This is a genomic window from Fibrobacter sp., from assembly GCF_017545445.1.
GTDB lineage: Bacteria > Fibrobacterota > Fibrobacteria > Fibrobacterales > Fibrobacteraceae > Fibrobacter.
Map to the genome: position 1 here is coordinate 1 of NZ_JAFWOM010000049.1, position 19,787 is coordinate 19,787.

At 44.6% G+C, this 19,787-nt stretch carries 1 protein-coding gene; it reads left to right on the forward strand.

The window, feature by feature from the left end; all coding sequences use genetic code 11:
* Positions 1-1,055: 1,055 nt before the first annotated feature.
* On the forward strand, positions 1,056-19,787 hold an 18,732-nt coding region (locus IKG78_RS05805; protein ID WP_290940772.1), incomplete at its 3' end, for a hypothetical protein.

The window sequence follows — 19,787 nt, forward strand, 5'->3', positions numbered from 1 at the left end:
CGTGAGGGCGATGTTCTTCTCGCTCGCCAAAATTTTCTTGATGCAGGCATCATTATAAAAATAGACGTTGTGTTTTTCATGCGTTTTCACGATAGCGTCGGTGTCTTCGCCTTTTTCGTCCGCTTTCCTGAGTTTTTCGAGGAAGCGAGCAAATTCTTCTCTGGTCATTCAAGTCCTTTGTTAAAAATTTTCGAGGGGCTTCTATATCTTTAACACGCTTTTTTGACCGTTTTGTCCAAGACTTTTTTGTAAAAAAATTTAAGGGGTATGGGGTGTGGGGTTGCCCGCTAAACGATGAACCGGTTGGTGTGGTTCGACAGGCTCACCAACCTTTTGCCGAACCATGGGATTGTGGGCACGGTCGCCATCGGCTTCCTTTGGGGTATGAGCAATACCCAAAGCCGTCATCCTGAGGACCACCGGGACGAAGGATCTAGTCAATTTCAGCATTCGCATTACAAGATTTAATTGGATCCTATCGGGTTCTACGAACTCTCCAGGATGACGGATTCGAGGGCGTGTGGCTGTCGCGATCGCAGAATCCCTTGCGGAACACGATACTCTCCTGCGAAACACATTTCCTCCTGCGAAACACTTTCCCCTAAGCAAAACACTTCCTCCAAAATTACTCACCAAAATTTTCTTCACCCTTGCTTTTTTACAATTCAAACCAGACAAACTCTCGCACCTTCCTTTCTGCACAGAAAAATTCAATTATCATTTTGCGTTTTTGCGAAAATTTTGCGGAATTTTCACAGATACCATAACGCATAACACTTTTACCCAAAATTACTCACAAAAAAAATTTTTACGTCATTGATTTTACAATTAAAACTTATTTGAAAAAATAATACTTCATTCGTTATAAACAAAGCCTATACGAGCCCCTTCGCAACACCTTTTTTTGAACGCATAACATTTCCGTTGTAAAATACTCATTAAAAAATTTTTTACGTTGATTCTTTTCACAAACGAAGTTTGTTAAAAGAAATAATCTTGCATTTATGTGATATTTTAATTATTTTGGTCAAAAATACCGTTTTTGAAGTTTTTTTATGAAACATAAAACCTCGCTTTTCTTCTTTTTGGCCAATCTTCTCATTTTGAGTGTGTTGGGGGGCGTTTCATTTGCGCATGCTGCGGTTCCGAATCCGACTTTTTCGGGTTTGGGGTGCCTTGCCGATAACTGGTTTTTTCATTTGGAATGTTCAGGGACCGGTTCGAGTCGCGTGTGCGAATTGTCGCAGGTTCAAAATGATAACCCCGTTGACGGACAGGATTTCAAATGCTGGCTTGACCAGTCTTTGGGAAATGCAACGACAATAGGCGTTCGGTCAGCTTTGGAAGAGACTTCTAACGACAACAACATTAGTAAAATCGTCTTGGCCGGTGACCTCAATTTAGGCTATGATTCTCGGAACAAAATATGTAACTTGAATGTGGGCATGTTAGGTCCAGACCATGCCGGTTTCGACGGGCAAAATCACACGATTCAAGGTTTGTGCTATGAAGGAACCTCAAATTTTGCTCTTTTTGAGGAAATTCATGGGGCATATGAATTTGGTAACGTGAAGTTTACGAACGTTCATTTAATTGGAACGACTGCCGATACGGAATTAGCCATTTTGGCAAAAAAAATGAGTAATGCCGCAGCCGTTAAAGACGTAACTGTTGAAAACGCTTATTTCAAAGGTGCCAGTGTGGGCGGCTTGATTAATTTTATCGAGCATCCAGCAAATTCTACTAACAATTCTTGTTCAATCCAAACTGTGACGCTGGAAAATATTTCGTATGATATGTTTCAAAGCGAAACAGAAGGATCTGGTTTTGGTGGAGTTATTCGTGAGATAAAGAGTAGCATTGTTTCGATATCCGATGTTCATTTAACGAATTTGAGTATAGGAAAAGAAGACATTGCTTCTAATTATTATCCTTCTAGTTACGAGCTTGATGGAGGTGGCATTGTTGGTTCTGTGCACAGTGGCAGCGAAGTGGTAATTTCGAATTCGACAATCGAATTAGGAGAAATAACGTCATCACTTACTAAAGGAGTCTTTGGTGGCGTTACTGCCATGGTTGAAAATGCTAACGTGACGATTGCCGATGTCAATGTCAAATTCAACGAAAGGGCGCAATCCTATAATATAGGTGGTGTCGTTGGATATGCAAGCGATAATATTACAAATATTTCCAATGTCGTAGTTGAAAGTGGCAATAATGGCTTTATTGGCGGCGGTTTAGATGCTGGTGGTGTTGTTGGCTGTGTTCAGAATATTGATTTGAAAGTATCTGGAGCCAGTGTCAATGTTGGTGTTATTTCGAATATGAATATTGCTGGAGGAGCTTCTGGCGGTATTGTGGGCATTTCAAAAAATAGTAATTTGCTTGTCTCCAAAGCCAGTGTCGAACATGCTATGGTTCTTAGTTCGTATGGCTTTTCAGGCGGTATAATTGGCCAAGTAGATGATGACGAGGACCATGGTCAAAACCCTAAACATACTGTTGTAAAAAACACCTATTCAGTGGGCTTGATTTTTGCTGAAGTGAAAGGTATATCTGGCAGTGGCTATATCATAGGCCAATCAAAGTCTTTCGACTCAAATGACTCCCTTTATAACAATTTCCATTTTGGAGAAAGTGTTGTTTACAATAACAATTCTATTCCAGAAACGAGTGATATGGGCGGATTAGGTGTAGGCAATTATACTAATAACAGTAATCCTTGGTCTGTTGGTAGTTACTTTGATAATAACATTTTTGGCAACGTCCGTAATCCGACGACGAATTATACTGCTAGTGGATCGTTGGGATACTATGTCAATATAATGACTGAAACTGGAAGTATGCCTACGCCGCAAGTTTTGGGAACATATACGGATTTCTTTTTGGGCCGTTTACAAAACGATTATTATGCTTTGGATCGAATTGCGAATGGTGTAGCCTCTGAATCGGATATGAAATCGGGGCTTTTTGCGGCGCTTTTGAACTATAATTTGGAGTCAAGAGGACAAGAGGCTATATGGGTTTCGAAAGGTGGTGGACTTCCGACATTTGCAAAAGGTTCTGACAAGCCAAATCATCTGGTTGTTTTAGAAACTACAGATTTGCAATCTTATCTCGCTTCTGCCCAATTGACGAATCAGCCGGGGCCTATACAAAAAACTTTTGATCATGATAACATGGATTGGAATGAATCGGTTAATAAGACTGGTATTACTATCTACACCGACGAAAATGGCGAATTATCTACTGATTTCAAGAGTGATGTGCAAACTATACGTACAACGGGTGGAAACGCTTTCGGGCAAGATTTTTTATTTGTGGATGGAAATGGCAACGAAATTTTGGAAGATGGAACATTCTCTACCATTCAGCGGTGGTATGCCGGCGAAGCGAAAAAACTCTTCTGTTTTAAAAAAGCAAACACAGATGTATTAAATTTGTACCAAACCACATTCAGTGTTGACAATGAAAATTGCTTCGAATACTGGTATGATGGTACCGGCAACGATGCCCGCACTTACGCTCAGAATTGGCTTGATTATAGCTTTAATCGTTCCATTGTCTTGACCTCCGACATTGAATTTGCTGGTACGTACGATAATAACGGAACGACTGATTGTGTTGACGCACCTAACGCGTTCAAGGGCCAGTATTTGGAATTGGGCGATGGAGACCAGATTACAAGCGAATCCGGCGTGCGTCATACAATATCCGGGCTTTGCAAGATTTCAACTGCGGATGCATATTTTGCCTTAATGCGTGGAACGGCTTCTTTTAAAGATGTCGCTTTCAAGCATGTTTACTTTAAGGGAGATAAAGTCAATATATTGCAGAATGCTCCCTCTACGACCTTGTCTGGCGAGTTCTCCAATATTGCTGTAGATAGTTCCGACTTTAAAGGTGCCGATAAGGCGGCAGCCATTTTTGCGGATGTTGAATTTGATGGAAACGTAGTTTTGTCCTCAATAACGGTTAGCAATGTCAATGTAGAAGCTGAAAATGCATATGCAAGTGCTGGTGCGGTTATTGGCTATACGTACGGATTGAAAGGTGTTAACGATGTTACCATAAGCGATGTCAGCATTAATGGTGCCTATGCTGGTGGTGTCGTTGGATCTGGAACTTATCTTTCAACATTATCTTTTTCGAACATTAGCCTGAGCAATGCTACTATAACAGGTGAAATGGTTGGTGGTATAACTAGCCATTTTTATAACTCCGGATCGGACGCTGGTGAGGTTTCTTATAGTGATATTGCAATACAAGGTTCCATAACGGGTTCAACTGTAGTCGGTGGTCTTGTAGGTTATCTTGATGAAAATTTTTCTGAAGCCTCGGTGTCGATTCAACGTGTGAATGTAATTGCTGATATATCGGTGGGGAATGGTAGTTTTAACAATTATAGTAGAGCCGCTGGCGGTCTTGTGGGATGTGTGTATAAAAATAATAATGAAAATTTGATGCTTACCATTAAGAATACCTACACGAAAGGTGATATAACGAGTGCATCGACGGCGTCTCTTGGCTATCTAATTGGTATCGGTGATGGATTAGAGGATAATGACAATGTGTTCATATATGATGTAACCGACAACTACCATTTTGGAACAAATGACGCTTCTGTAACTTTAGGATTTGGCAGTTTTAGTGCAGATGAGTGGAAGAACCCCCGTAAAACAACGAACCCTACTGTTAATGCCGCATTCGATCCTAATAACGATCCAAGCATTTCTGGTGTTTTCGCGCATGATCATTTATCGCCTAATATAACGCCTGCAAATACTCGCATCATCGCCCGCAACTTCCGCAATGCGGGCTCAAGTTCAGTAATCGTCCCTGATGGCAGCTTGCAGTATAGCAAGTCCCAGCCCATTGCGAATGGTGCGGACAAATATTCCAATGGCATGATTGCCGACGACGACATGAAAACGCCGTTCTTCGCGGCTGTCATGAACTGGGAAGCAGGAAATTGGACTTTGGATAGCGATTTTAATGGACCGTTGAACGATGGCCTCCCGGTTCTTGTGGATGCATCGTCCGCACAGCCGATTTACGCCGTCCGCTTCAACATGGATTCGTTCAACAACATCGCCGGGACTGCGCAAAAGGACGCATTGCGAGATGGCCTTGCCGGTGGCTATAAGAAGGAATACGTCGAAGGGGGTTCTGCCGGTGGCCTAGTGCTTTTGACGGACGAGACGGGCAAGCTCAGCTCGGTGGATGTCTATTTTGTCAAAAGCCTTGTTGGGGATTTGCCCGGTGAAGGAAACTTCTCCACGTCTTGGGCCGGTTCAGCAAATGCACCTGCGTTGGCTGCAAGCTCTGTGTATAATAACGGTGGTTTCGTCTATACGTACAGTGGCCCTTCTTTGTACTTCTGCTTTGAGGAAAATGGCGATGCTTTAGAGTTCAGCCAGACGATGTCTTCATCGAATCCGACTGCTGGCGACAAGAAGTGCTTCGATTACTGGTACAATGACAACTGCGCGACTCGCGGTGCTTCGAATCCAGATAGTATCAACTGCGACGCCCGCACCTACGCCCAAGCTTGGCTGGATGGAAATAATTCAGATCTGACTACGATGAAAAAGATTGTCCTGAAATCGGATATAGCGTTTGCAGGCAAGGATGTCGTCAATAATAACACGGTTTGCGTCGATGCTCCGAACGCGTTCAAGGGCAAGTATCTGGAATTGGGCGAAAACGACGTGTTCACAAGCGAAGCCGGCGTGATAGATACGGTGTCCGGGCTTTGCTATGAGTCTGCCAGTGAATCCGTTCGATTTGTCAATTTATCTCACAAAACGGCGAATATAACCAACGTCGCTTTTGACAGTGTTTACTTTAATGGTGAAATTGTCGGCATTCTGTCTGCCAATACACCTAATGGTTATGATGAAGACGTTGTATCAATTAAAGACATCTTTATAAAAAATTCAGAATTCAAGGGTAATTATGGTGCAGGAGCAGTCGCTAATAATATTACTTTCATAAGCTCTTACAACGCGGTCCAAGCCATCGTTCAAAATGTAAAATTAAGCAATGTTAAGGTGACGTCAAATGGTTATTATGCAGGTGGTCTCATAGGTTTTGCCTATGCGCAATATAATTCTTTGGAAATTTCAAACATTTTAGCGGATAACGTTACGGTCGTTGCAGAAAACGGAGATGCTGGTGGCTTAATCGGTCAACTCCAAAGCAATGATTATGGCTTAGTTTTAGAGAAAAACTCTGTTAGTGGTTCAGTTGAAGGCGGTAATGCTGGTGGACTTGTGGGGCAATTATATGCACATACAAATGGAATATATTATACAATAGTAGAATCTAGTGTATTTGCTGATGTTACATCAAATTCAGGCGAAAAAAATGCCGGTGGACTTGTCGGTTTACTGCATGCATATGTTGACGATTTTTCATCGCTTTATATAGTGAATAATTATGTTATTAGCAATATTGCATCAGGAAATAATAGAGGTTACTTGGTAGCACGTGTTCAATCTTTTGATAATGACAATCTTTATTCGGAAATAAAAGAAAAGCTAGACTTGCAAATAACTGACAATTACCATTACGGAACGAATGATCCTAATGTATTTAGGGGTATTGGGGTTATTGGAACAAGTCCAGTGAATGATTGGAATAATCCTGCCTTGAATAGCGAAGGGGCAAAGTGTAATATCGCTCGTAACTTCCGCAACGCTATAACCACTGGTACAAATACTCTTGCTGCCGATGGCGTTTTGTACTATGATGCTGCCACGCCTATCCATGGTTCTGGAGCGGATAAATTTGTCAACGGCGTGATTTCCGAGGAACAGATGAAATCGCCACGTTTGGCGGCTGTCTTGAACATGGGCGCTGCGAACGCTGCAGATATGGCTTGGACGGTAAAGAAGGATAATATTACAGGTAATCCGGTAAATGAAGGCTTGCCGGTATTTGTGGGTAATGGTGAAAACCCGTCGTTCCCTGTAACATTTGACTTGGCCGATTTCGATATCAAGGCAAGTAAATCGCAAAGGGATAATTTGAGTGCTGCAAGCTCAATTCATCCGGTGGATTCCATCGGTGCAAATGTTGACGGTTCTCCCGTTAAAGGTGTCGTACTCTTTACGGATAACGATGGTCGTCTTGCTTCGAACGATGTTTCTTTTGCAAATGGTCTCTTGGTTTATGATGATAATATTAGTGACGTATGGAAAGATGGGCAGGGAAGTACTGTTAATTTGAACGATCCTTCGTTGCAGTTCGATAATGGACTTACCGTTTATACATTCTCCTCACAGCATCCGATTCCATACTTCTGCTTTGCGGATTCCACAAATGCAAATGGTGATGTCGTAGGCTTGAAGTTCAGCCAAATTAACGTGGCAAGTCCTTCTACAAATGATGGAACTTGCTTTGCGTACTGGTACAATGACAACGCGGACCATGCAAACGGAGCGACTCCCGATGCTTATTCCTACGCTCAAAAATGGCTGGATGCTAACGAAGGGTCTATCGCTTTAACTACGGACATCAACTTTGCTGGCCATACAGGCAATGTCTGTAACGAAGCCCCGAATGCGTTCAAGGGCAAGTATTTGTCATTGAAAAAGAATGATGTAATCACAAGTGAGGATGGCGATACTTACAAAAAGATAGCCGGACTATGCTACGAGTCCAGTGCTGATGGTGATCAAGTTGCTTTTGCCCGAATAAGTTATTGGGGTGACCTCGCAAAATTGACTAAGGTTACGTTCTCTGATGTATTCTTTAAATTGACCGGAAATAACACGGAGGCGGGGGTCCTTTTGATTCCTGCAGCTCCGCTTGGGACCATTAGCGATATTAACGTGGAAGGGGCAGATATTCAAGCAAGTCTAGCAGGCGCAATTGCCGGTAATCTTAATTATTTGCTGACTGCAACAAATATTACGGTAAGCGATATTAATATACAGGGAGATACTGTTGGTGGTATATTCGGTAAATACAGCCTTGCTACAAATAAATTCGATTTGACTAATATTGCTGTTTCGGTAAAAGAAAACGGTTCCATTAATGGTACGGCTTATGCGGGTGGTCTTGTGGGTTGGATGGAGCCTAGCTCTAACCAAACAACGAGGATTAAAATATATAGAACCTACTCCAATGGTGATATAACGGGTTCTAGTTCAGCATTAGTAGGTTATTTGATTGGTACTTTGGGCGATGTTAGCGCATATGACTACACCATTTATGCTAACTACCATTACGGATATACGGATGCTTCTGTTGTTTCCGGAATCGGAAATATGGTGGATTGGAACACGCATAATTTTAGCGATAACGGCATCTATTTAAACTTCCGTAATGCGGTGGCCGGACTTGAGCCAGATGGTGATTTGCGGTTGCCTTATTATTATAAACCTGCAATTCATGGTTCCAGTAGGGATTATCATAACGGCGTTATTCCTTCGAAGCAGATGAAAAACGCTCGTTTGGCTGCTGTTTTGAACTTGCACAGTTCTTCCTGGACCATTGTGGAAAATAAAAACGATGGTTTGCCGGTATTTGCTACGGGTGATGATAAGTATTCCTTTGCGGTATTCTTGGATTACGCTTCGTTTGATAAATTAGCTGATGCTGTGCATAAGGATAGATTGAATGATGCTATTGCTAATGGTGATTATCAATTGGATGTTATCAGCCATGACTATGCTAATGATAAGGATGTTTATGGTATAGGCCTTTTTACTGACAACAAAGGTCATTTATCTCAGGCTGATATTGCTTTTGCTGAAAGTCTTCAAGGCGAAACTAAATTATGGGTAGGTGGTGATGCATTAAATACTTCTGTGGATTATTCTAGTTCTCAAGCTGAGATTTTTGAATATGAAACGTGCCCTGGCAACAATGAGTACTTCCATCTTGTTTGTGCTGACGCTACAGACCCGAGTAATCCTCGTGAATGCCGCTTGTCGCAAATACAGACAACTATTCCTGCTTCGGGAACGGATTTCGCTTGTTGGAATGCTATGCGGGCGGAGTTGAATAAATATGAAAATAAGTCCAGTAAAATCGTTTTGGACGGCAGTCTCGATTTGGGCGGTTATGACGAAACAAGCGGGCGTTGCTATTTCTCGATAGGCCCTTTAGGTAGTTCCCATAAAGGTCTTGAAGGGAATGGCAAGACCATTGAGGGTCTATGTAATATTAGTTTAGATGATTTTGGTTTCTTTGAGCAGCTTGATGGTTCCTATGACAATCATGTTGAGGTAAAAAATGTAAAGTTCAAAAATGTCCATATCGAAGGTCGTTCTGTAGGTGTTTTGGCCAGTTCGTTGGAATATTATGGTAGTTCTGGTCCCAGGTATGTTGATTTTTCAGGAGTGACTATTGAAAATGTGAATTTGCGGAGCAGCTATAGAGCTGGTGTGATTGCCGCTTATTTATACGGTTTTGATGCAAAGCTTGATAATGTGACCGTAATAGCGGATACTATACAAACTCCGCAAGGTGTTACGACTTTTGATGACGACGTGTCTTGGGGCGGTCTAGTGGGACGTGTTCAGGGGGCTCTTGAAATTTCCAATTCTCGTGTGGAAGCTTTATTGATAAAGAATTCCATAACAACCTTTAGTAATACCAACGATGGTATTATGATCGGTGGTATTGTGGGCTCTATGGAAGATAATATTACTCTTTCGAACACCATTGTCGAAGGTAATATTGAATCTCCCATTGGCATAGTGGGCGGTATTGCTGGGGGAACCAGTTATGAAACGAATATCAACAAGGTTGCGTTCAAAGGAGAACTCTCTGGTAACACTGTAGGCGGTCTAGTGGGACGTGCTCAGGGGGCTCTTGAAATTTCCAATTCTCGTGTGGAAGCTTTATTGATAAAGAATTCCATAACAACCTTTAGTAATACCAACGATGATATTATGATCGGTGGTATTGTGGGCTCTATGGAAGATAATATTACTCTTTCGAACACCATTGTCGAAGGTAATATTGAATCTCCCATTGGCATAGTGGGCGGTATTGCTGGGGAAACCTATTATGGAACGAATATCAACAAGGTTGCGTTCAAAGGAAAAGTCTCTGGTAACACTGTAGGCGGTATAGTCGGTAGACAACGTACTGGATGGGACACTTATTTCAACATCATCAAGAATACCTATACTGTGGGTAAAATTGAGCAAGTGGGAACAAATGGTTCCGCAGGTTATATCGTCGGCGAGTTTGATTATGATCTAAGCGAAAACGACTCCCTTTACAATAACTACCATTTCAGCTTAGACGATGCCGCTGTAGAGTATGGTGTTGGTTCGTATCATGATAATGGACAACCAGTGAAGGTTGATGACGCTTGGTGGAACAATCCTTCTATTTCGAGTAATTATCGTAACTTCCGCAACGCTATAACCACGGGTACAACGACTCTTAGTGCCGATGGCGATTTGCACTATGGGCCTGAGCCGATCTATTATGATGACGGTACGGGAACTATAACAAAGTTTGTCAACGGCGTTATTCCGGAAGTCCAGATGAAGTCTCGCCGTTTTGCAGCTGTCTTGAACAGTGGTAATTTTGATAACAGTCAATGGACTGTTGTGGATGGCGAAAACGATGGATTGCCAATCATTGCGACGGGCAGCAACAAACCTGTTTATCCGGTGAATTTTGATTTAACATCTTTCTATGCTCATGCCGGTCAGGATCAAGTAAAAGCATTGAATGATTCTCTCGATGCAAAACTTCGTTTCAAGGACTTCATTGGTTGGGATGGTAATGGAGGTTATATAGAAGGGTTAGTCCTTTATACGAACAACGAGGGCCATCTTGTACAAGAAGATATTGACTTTGTCACAGGACTTTTGGCTACTAATGCTTCTTGGCGAAATACGAATGGGACGCAGGCTCTGAATACGACGGAAGACTTTACGCCTCCGGACAGTTACACTGATAGGCCTTTGTTCACATATAGCTCTTGCCTTGGCGGTAACGACTTCTTCCATCTTGTTTGTGCTGACGACGGTAACGGTCCCGAATGTCATTTGTCTCAGATTCCAACGACAACTCCTATTTCAGGAACTGATTTTGCATGCTGGGATGAAATGCTTGATGTGTTGGATAACTCCAGTAATAAGAATAGCAAGATTGTCTTGGAAAGTGACTTGGATTTGGGCGGTTATGATGATGTTGGCAACAGGTGTTATATGACTTTTGCACCGATTGGGGGCGAACATGTCGGTTTCGAAGGAAATAATCATTTTGTCAATGGATTATGCCATATCGATGCTTTCGTAGGCGGAGCTTCTGGCTTTTTCAACACTATAGGTGGTAGTGGAACCTACCAAAATGTAACATTTGACAATGTTCATTTAGAAAGTGATGACGTGGGTGTTCTAACTGCTGATATAGGTGGAATGTGGGGGAGTACTACTGATACCACTAAAATTTCTGGCATTACGGTTTTAAATGCGAATCTCATAGGAACTCAAGTTGGCACTGTGGTTGGAACTACGACTGCTGAACCTGCAAAAATAGATGATGTTTCTTTGACAGACATTTCAATGCGTTCTCCCTCTTGGCTTCCGTCAACAACTCATGATGATAATGTTGGATTCGGTGGCGTTTTGGGACGTGCTTTATGGGGTCATGTTGCCATTTCCAATGTAACTATAGATCGTTTGACCATAGATAATTCGCTTGCTACTGATAATTATATAGATGTAACTGGTATTGGTGGCATTGTTGGTCTTAATGCGAGTCCTAGTACTATTCAGGATATTTCTATTACTAATGCAAATCTTAAATCCTCTGATGGAAATGTGGGCGGAGTTATCGGTTATCATATCTATAGGTCATTAGTTTCTGGAGTCGAATTTGTTGGTGATATTTCGGGTGTAAATGTTGGCGGTATAATTGGTACTCATCAAGGTGGTGAAGGAATTGTTCTCAAGAATACTTATTCTATCGGTAAAATCCAAGGAACAGGTGTTGTTGGCTATATCATGACATTGACGGATAGCCATAACTTTACAACGAAAGCTTTAACTGAAAATGATTCTCTTTACAACAACTTCCATTTCAGCACAGAAGATGCTGTTACAGATGGTGTTGGTGGTTATGTTTATCAGTTGACCACGGAAACGACTCCGACCGCTTATACTTGGACGGAAGGCAATTACGGCAGCGCTACAGATGGCTACCAGGGCAACATCTTCGGCAACGTCCGTAACGTTCCGTCGGGTGCGGCTGCAAGCGGAACGCTGGGCAAGCACGTCAACAAGTTGAGTGTTAACGGCACGGAATCTGGCCTCTATACGGATTTCTTTGAACCTACGGTGACGACGTCATCTTGGTCTCGTGTGGCAAACGGCCTTGCCTCTGTTACAGAAATGCAGTCGGGCCTTCTCGCAGCGCTCTTGAACTACAATCTGGAACAGAAGGGCGATACCGCCATGTGGGTTTCAGATGCCAATGTTAATGGCGGCTTGCCGACATTTGCCGCAAGCAAAAACAAGACGAACCGCTTGGTCGTTGTAGAAACCTCTGCCTTGAATTTAGACGACAGTCAAATTAGCGCATTGCAGCTGACAAGCACTCAGCAATCTATACAAGATTCAATGGTGGTGGATGAGAGTGGTACTCTGTCTAATAACAAAAAGATGGGTATCAACACATACACCGATGAAAACGGCGAACTCACCGACGCTTTCAAGAATGATGTGACGACGCTCAGTAATAAACTTGGCGGAAACTTCTCAATCATCGATGTCGCTACCAACAACGAAGTCTCGCTGGACGGCACGTTTGCAGCGGCCCAAGCTTGGAGAGTCCAATTCAACAAGGAACTGCACATTGTCAACCACTTCTGCTTGGAAGGCTCCGATGATACGGGCTGCGATGCAAGCACTATCGAAGTCGTCAAGGAAACGCAAGGTGTATCTACGCAGAACGGTTACTACGTCGGCTACTTGATGCCGGTTGTCTCTAAATACACCTTCGACGGCACGGAAACGTTTGCACCGCCGCTGCTCGCCAGCGATTACACCGACCATCTCTATCTGTTGTCGCCCTCGTATTACCGAATCTACACGAAAGACCCGACTGGCACAGCGTTAGGTGATGTGTTGAACAACTTCAACAGCTACGATCAGCTGCCTGCGAACATCCCGACTTTGGATTACGTCACGACGTACAACGACACGATTCATTTCTACTACGTCAAAAAATCGACGGACGTCGAAAATACGATTCCATTTGTAAACAACGGCTCTAGTGACGAACCGATGACCGTGAGCCTCTACGCTTACGATGCCGATGGCGTTGCTCTCAAGCAAATCATGGCGACCCAAACTGTCAATGGTGCTAGTGACAAACGTTTGCCGCTTGCCGCAGGCTATGTCGTCGGAGTACCCGCCGGTTACAGCTTCGGCGGATGGAGTCTGGACTTCCGCTATGAAGCGGCCACAAACCCCACGTCACAAACGACTGCGAATAAGCATATTATCAGCAATGTGGACGACTTGACGCAGAACTACAACGCCAAGATATGGACGCTTACAGGTCTTGGTGCTAGCGACACCGTCTATATGGATGATGTCTATAAGGCATTCGTTGAAAACTCGCTGTCTGCAAGCGATTTCAAGATGTCGGTCACGCCGACGGTCACCACGCTCCATTACAACATCGAATACGTTATTCCGAGCAATTTGCTGGGGTCGGATTTGTTTGTGAGCAACAAGGTTATCGAAACCCACATCGATTCCCGCGGCCACGATTCGCTTGTCTTTGCTACAGACTGGTTCTACCGCCAGGACGACGTAACGGCAACAACGGTCAAGGCTCCGATACTTTATAATTCCGATGGCTGCCGCATTCACTGGAAACCAGAAACTCAATCGGATGCAGCTCTCGACATCACGCAAGAATTGCTGTACTTGACCGATGCGTCGGTGTCCAGCGACTATAACGAGCTTGTCCCGGATGTTGCAAATTGCGTACCCGCATCTGTTATAGAGCCTAACGTCGTTAATTTGAGAAAGACCGGTGAAGGCAATGTCTATGTTGTTCAAACTCTGACTGACCCGCTGCAAGTTCCGAGCGTCATCGAAATCAAGCACCAGTTCCAAACTGCTGCAAACGGTGATTTGTATCTCAATGTTCCAAAAATATTTGACGAAAGCAACCGTCTAGTCGGCGTGAAGCTCAATGTTGTGGCTGAACCGCAAGATGGAAGTAAATTAAAGCAAATTGCTTTTGATTATAATGATTTGTATGGCGGGACTGTTGAAGGCAATCTCTCCAATGGCGGAGAATTAGACGCCTTTGTTGAAAAAACGTACTTGAGAGTTGATTTTGAAACGCTCAACCCAGTCTATGTGAAGTTCGACTTGTCGCTGGAATGTCATGCTGGCGGTTTCTATCTGTGTGATTTGGAAGATTCTACGAATACTTACCTTCCGGTGGGGGCTGCTCCGTCTGCACAACTCCAGTTGCCGACAGACAAGGATTCCATTGTGCTTTGGAAGCCGTACTATAAAGGAAACAAATGCTTTGCAGGCTGGTCTGACAAAGATCCGGGTTCGTATGGAAATAATGACTCGCTGTTCAAAGTGCTCAGCATCAATAACTACCATGTCTTTAGCAGCAATACAAGCGAAAGCAGCGCAAAGACGCTCTACGCCATTTGGAAAGATTGCTCGGCTGTTGGCGGCGCTCCAACGCCTACGGTGGTGCTGAAAAACGGTACTGAACATGCAACGCTTTCTGTATTGCAAAAATTTGGAGAAAGGATCATTTCCCATGAAGTGCCTGACGAGGGACTTTCTCTTGCTGGCGACGCGTTTGATTTCTATGTGAATACGTATAGTTGCTTCTCGGGTAGCTATTATGGTTGCACGAGTGCAGAAGCTGGCTATAGCATAGACAAGAGTGCATTTAGCCTCGCTTATACGTATGACGATGGCAATGGAATGTCTGCACCGACGGCTGTGGCTTCGCAGGCTGACGGCGCTTGGAGAGTTTCGACAATCCAGAATGCCGTGGCGGAATACTCGTTGGCGACGACTTTGACCAAGTCTCCTATCACTTTGAACATTGCTTATTACCTCGATGGCGATAACAATAGTCCTGATCCAGATATGTCGCCAACAAACATTATTGATGTTATAAAGGAAACTCCGGGTGTAACGGAGCTTAGCGGTCATAAATTTGGAATTTTCGCTCCTCGTATAGACAAATACACCTATGATGTGGATAATTTAGACGAAACCCCGATACCTTCTAAGATGATTATCGGCGTAAGGGATGATGAAAACCATACACGCGAATACGAAAAGGTTGCCTATTCCTATTATGTCTTCGTAAAGACGAAAGCGGATAATGAAAAGCATTATTTTACTACGACTCAATATACTCCGTCGTCAGCGAACTATATATATAGATTTGGTACATTTAAGGAAATTTTAGAGTCTGTCGGTAGTTATACTGATTTTGTAAATGAATGCTATGATACGCTTTATGTTATGTATAATGCTCCTGAATATTATCCAGATCAGTATGACAATGCAACCCAAAAGTATTATAGTGATTTTGATTTCCAGTTTGAAAATGGCGGCAATGTTCCTATAACGGTGAAGCTCCACGCTTATGATGGCGATGACAATTGGAGCAAACTGATGTCAGAACAAAATTATGACGCGAATGAGGTCGGTTGGATGCCGCCGTTTAAAGGCTTGACGGTAGAACTCCCTGTCGGCTATCGAATGGATAGTTGGTCTTTGACGTTTAATAAAGTGGGTGTTACCGCCACTCCGACGGAATATGACCGCAATCAGTATATCATAGAAAATACTCAAGATCTCTATGATCATGAAGATAGCAAGGTTTGGAAAGTCACAGGCCTTACCGCCAATGATACCGTTTATCTGGATTCCATTGCGGATGCGGTTAGAGAATATTATAATGACTATAAGTTAACGATTACGCCATCGGTCTCGGAACTCCATTACAATATCGAATACGTTCTCCCGAGCACTTTGCCGACTGAAGATTTGGATTTGTTTGTAGCGAACAAGGTTTCTGGAATCGCACATGATTACAATGGCAATGATTCGTTGGTGTTCGCCGTCAACTGGAAAGATACTCTTGTGAACGCAACTGTTGACAATATTTGGGCACCTCCGCTGTATAATTCAGAGGGTTGCCGTATGTACTGGAAACCTGACGGCACATACAATCCGTCTCGTGACATCAAGGATCAATTGGAATTCTTGATACCGGCAGAAACATCTATTAACAGCGTCAATAGACTTGTTCCAGATATGGATGCAAATAATGCGGAATGCCCGAGCACGCCTTATTCAAATCCTTACACATCGATTTATGTACAATTCCTTGAAAATTGCAGTACCTATGGAAATGTCTATTTCTCTCAAAAGTTGCCTTATACAAAGCAAGTGTCAGGTGACCCGGACACGATTGAAATCAAGCATTCGTTGACAAACGGTTCGTTGCGAATACCTCGTGTAAATGACGCTAACGGCAATAGTGTCGGTGTTAAGTTTAATGTGAATGCAATCGCCAAGGATGGATACATTCTCAAAGATTTGTACTACGAAGAGTCATCTCACGAGACTTTCCTGACAGTACCGGTCTATTTGAAAAATGGTGCGGAGATGGATTTCACGGGCATGAATTATGTATATGTCAGATTTATGCCGCTCGACACTGTTTATGTGACCTATAATTTGTCTTTGTCTTCTGCGGAAGATTCTGCGAAGGTTTATCTGCCGACGGGTGCTGCTCCGACGGGCAAGTTGAAGATGGATTTGAATACGGATACGGTTGATTTCTGGAAGCCGTACCGTACAGACAAATGCTTTGCCGGTTGGTCTAGAGCGAATGCAAGTTCGTTCAACACTTCAACGGATTTGCTTTACAAGACGCTTCATGCAGGGAATTTCTTTGACTTTAGCACGAAGGCTGATTCAGTGACAGAACTCTACGCCATTTGGCAAGATTGTGCCTCGACGGGTGGTTCGGAACAGCCGACGCTCAAGCTCGAAAACGGCGTTGCTCATTCGACGAACCTTGCATTGTACCAGCTGTTCGGCAACGATACGTTGCACCATGTCGTGCCTTCTGCCGGAATTTCGCTCTTTGGCGATGCGTTCGACTTCTATGTGGATAACTCCCGCACAGAAACGGAAGCCGGGTACGAAATCGCTCCGGACGCTTACAGCCTCTCTTACAGTTACGACAACGGCAATGGACCGGTTACGGGCTCGGTGGATTCGCAGGCGGATGGCGCTTGGAGAGTCTCGAAGACGCAGAACACCGTCTTGACGACTTACACGCTTGCCACAACCGCAACAGTGGTGGATTACGTTATCACCTTCAACGACAACTCGGCGGGCAAGGCGTTCTTCGGCGATTCTTGGACGCAGTACATCAAGGATGGTGCGTTCTCGGTCGATGCAAACACTGGTGACTGGAACGTGACCGTGACGTACAATGCCGAAAGTGCGAACAAGTCGTTCCCGATGGGATTGTTCAGTAACGTTGCTAGTGGCCGCTGCTTGCAAGGCTATTCTTTTGAAGCGAACCCCACAACACCGGTTTCCGAACCGTTTAAAGAACTGGATGATACGTTCATTGCGGTCCTCAAATCGAAAAACACGACTACGCCGACGCTGTACGCTGTGTGGGGCACCGCTTGCACGGGTTCCCAGTTGAAAATCGACCTTAATGGCGACGATTATGGCGAATATACGCTTACGAGATCCTTCGAACTGAAAGACGGCTCTCAGGCAACGCGTACGTATAACGGGGTCACTTACTTGAAGATTTCAGGAGTGCCCGCAGCTGATGCAATCTCGCTTACGAGCATTGCTTATGTTGCTACCGATCCTGCGGTTCCGTTCATTGTGGATCCTGATTCTGCTTACCGCTATCAGCCTCAGGCCAGCACAAATTGGCTTGACCTGCCTGTTGTCGGGAACCTCATTACGTTGTCTTCGGATATGAGCATAATCAAAGCTCCGTTCTTGACATCTCATTATTCGTTCGATTACGACAAGAATTACGCTGACGAAAAGGCCGTGTTCTTTAGCCCGAACTTCTTGGAAGATGATGATTACTCGATTGCTGATGCTACGGAATCCAAGAACTTGCAGCCGCTTGATGTCATGGCTCGCGCGGACGCTTGCCTCACGGGCTGGGCTGTGCTTGCAAACGATGCTGATGGCAGCTCCGTGCTGACTCAGTTCGATCTTACGGCTCTCCGCAAGCTCGATTCCCTTAAAAATGCGGGTGAAGATGTGGGTACGCTGTACGCCGTGTGGACTCCTGCTACAGACGCCAGCTGCACGCCGAACAATTTCACCATTACGCCGGATGCAGAACTTGCCTCGAAGGCCTCGCTCCAGATTTACCAGACGCGTGACAACGGCACAAGCTTAGACACGCTCTGGTACGATGTGGATGCAAGCGGAATCACGATCCCGGCCATCAAGGACATGATGGTTGGGATGAAGTTCTCCGCCAAGGACGGCTACAGCATAGAATCGACCGCGAAGGTGACGGGTTCTGTAAACGGCACCATGCAGTTTGACGACGTGACCAACGGCGGTGAGTTTATGGTTGCAGACGGACAAGGCGACTTGACGCTCGGTCTGACAGTCAAGACTGTGGAATACTTCTTTGTGCTCAGTGAAAATTCGAATGACCCGAACGGACTTGCTTTGCCGTCGAAGCCGATTTTCAGCGACGCTTGGAAATCGCTTGTCGCTGGCACCATCACCGAGGATAATTACGACAACTGGTTCATTCCGGTGAAGTACTCCAAGGAAAGCGCGGACAAGAAGTTCCCGATGCTCTATCTTGACGGCTACTGCATGACGGGTTACAGGTTCGAGTCTCTGGGCGGCAGCGGAACCGTATATTCCGAACTGGATGACAATTTCATAACCCAGTTCAATGCCGAAGAAGTTCAGTGCGCCATGAACAACAATGGCGTATGCGACGGCCTCACCCTGTACGCGAACTGGGTTGCTGGTGCATGCCCCGCTGTGACTGGAAACACCATTACGATTACGCTTGCCGACACCGATAAGGGTTCGTACAAGTTTACTCAACAGCTCGATGATGCTCACAAGAGCGAACAAATCGTTTCTGCTGACGAGTTCAAGATTCCGTCGTCAAACAACGATGTGACCTTCACGGACTGGTCGTTTGCGGCCAATAGCACTGCCAAGGCGATTGTGGATCCGGCAGAAAGCATGCGTTACAAGGCTAACGGCACCTGGAGCGACATGGACAAGACGGCTGGCTTTACGGCAACGTCGGATGTCGATTCTATCAAGGCTCCGCTCCTGAAGTCCGAATACGTATTCGTTTATAGCAAGAATTACGACGATGCAAAGGATGTGTTCTTTGCTCCGACGATGCAGAATGCCGAAACCTACACGCTTGCAGATGCTTCAGAATCGAAGGCCTTGCAAGACTTCAGCATCATGGCCCGCACGGACGCTTGCGTGAGTGGCTGGGCTTTGGACAAGGCTGGTACAGAAAAGCTCGACGTGTTCGATTTGGCTGCGCTCCGCACGCTCGCTGCTGCAACCGCAACCGATACGCTTTATGCAGTGTGGTCCGCTAAGAGTTCTACGGCATGCTCCGGCCTCAAGACGTTCTCCATCGCGACGGATTTGCCGGCAGCTCAGGGCAAGTTCACCGTGTTCCGCACGGTCGGCACCGATACGTACGAATACGATGTTGATGCAAACGGCGTCGAATTCCCGGTTGTCGAA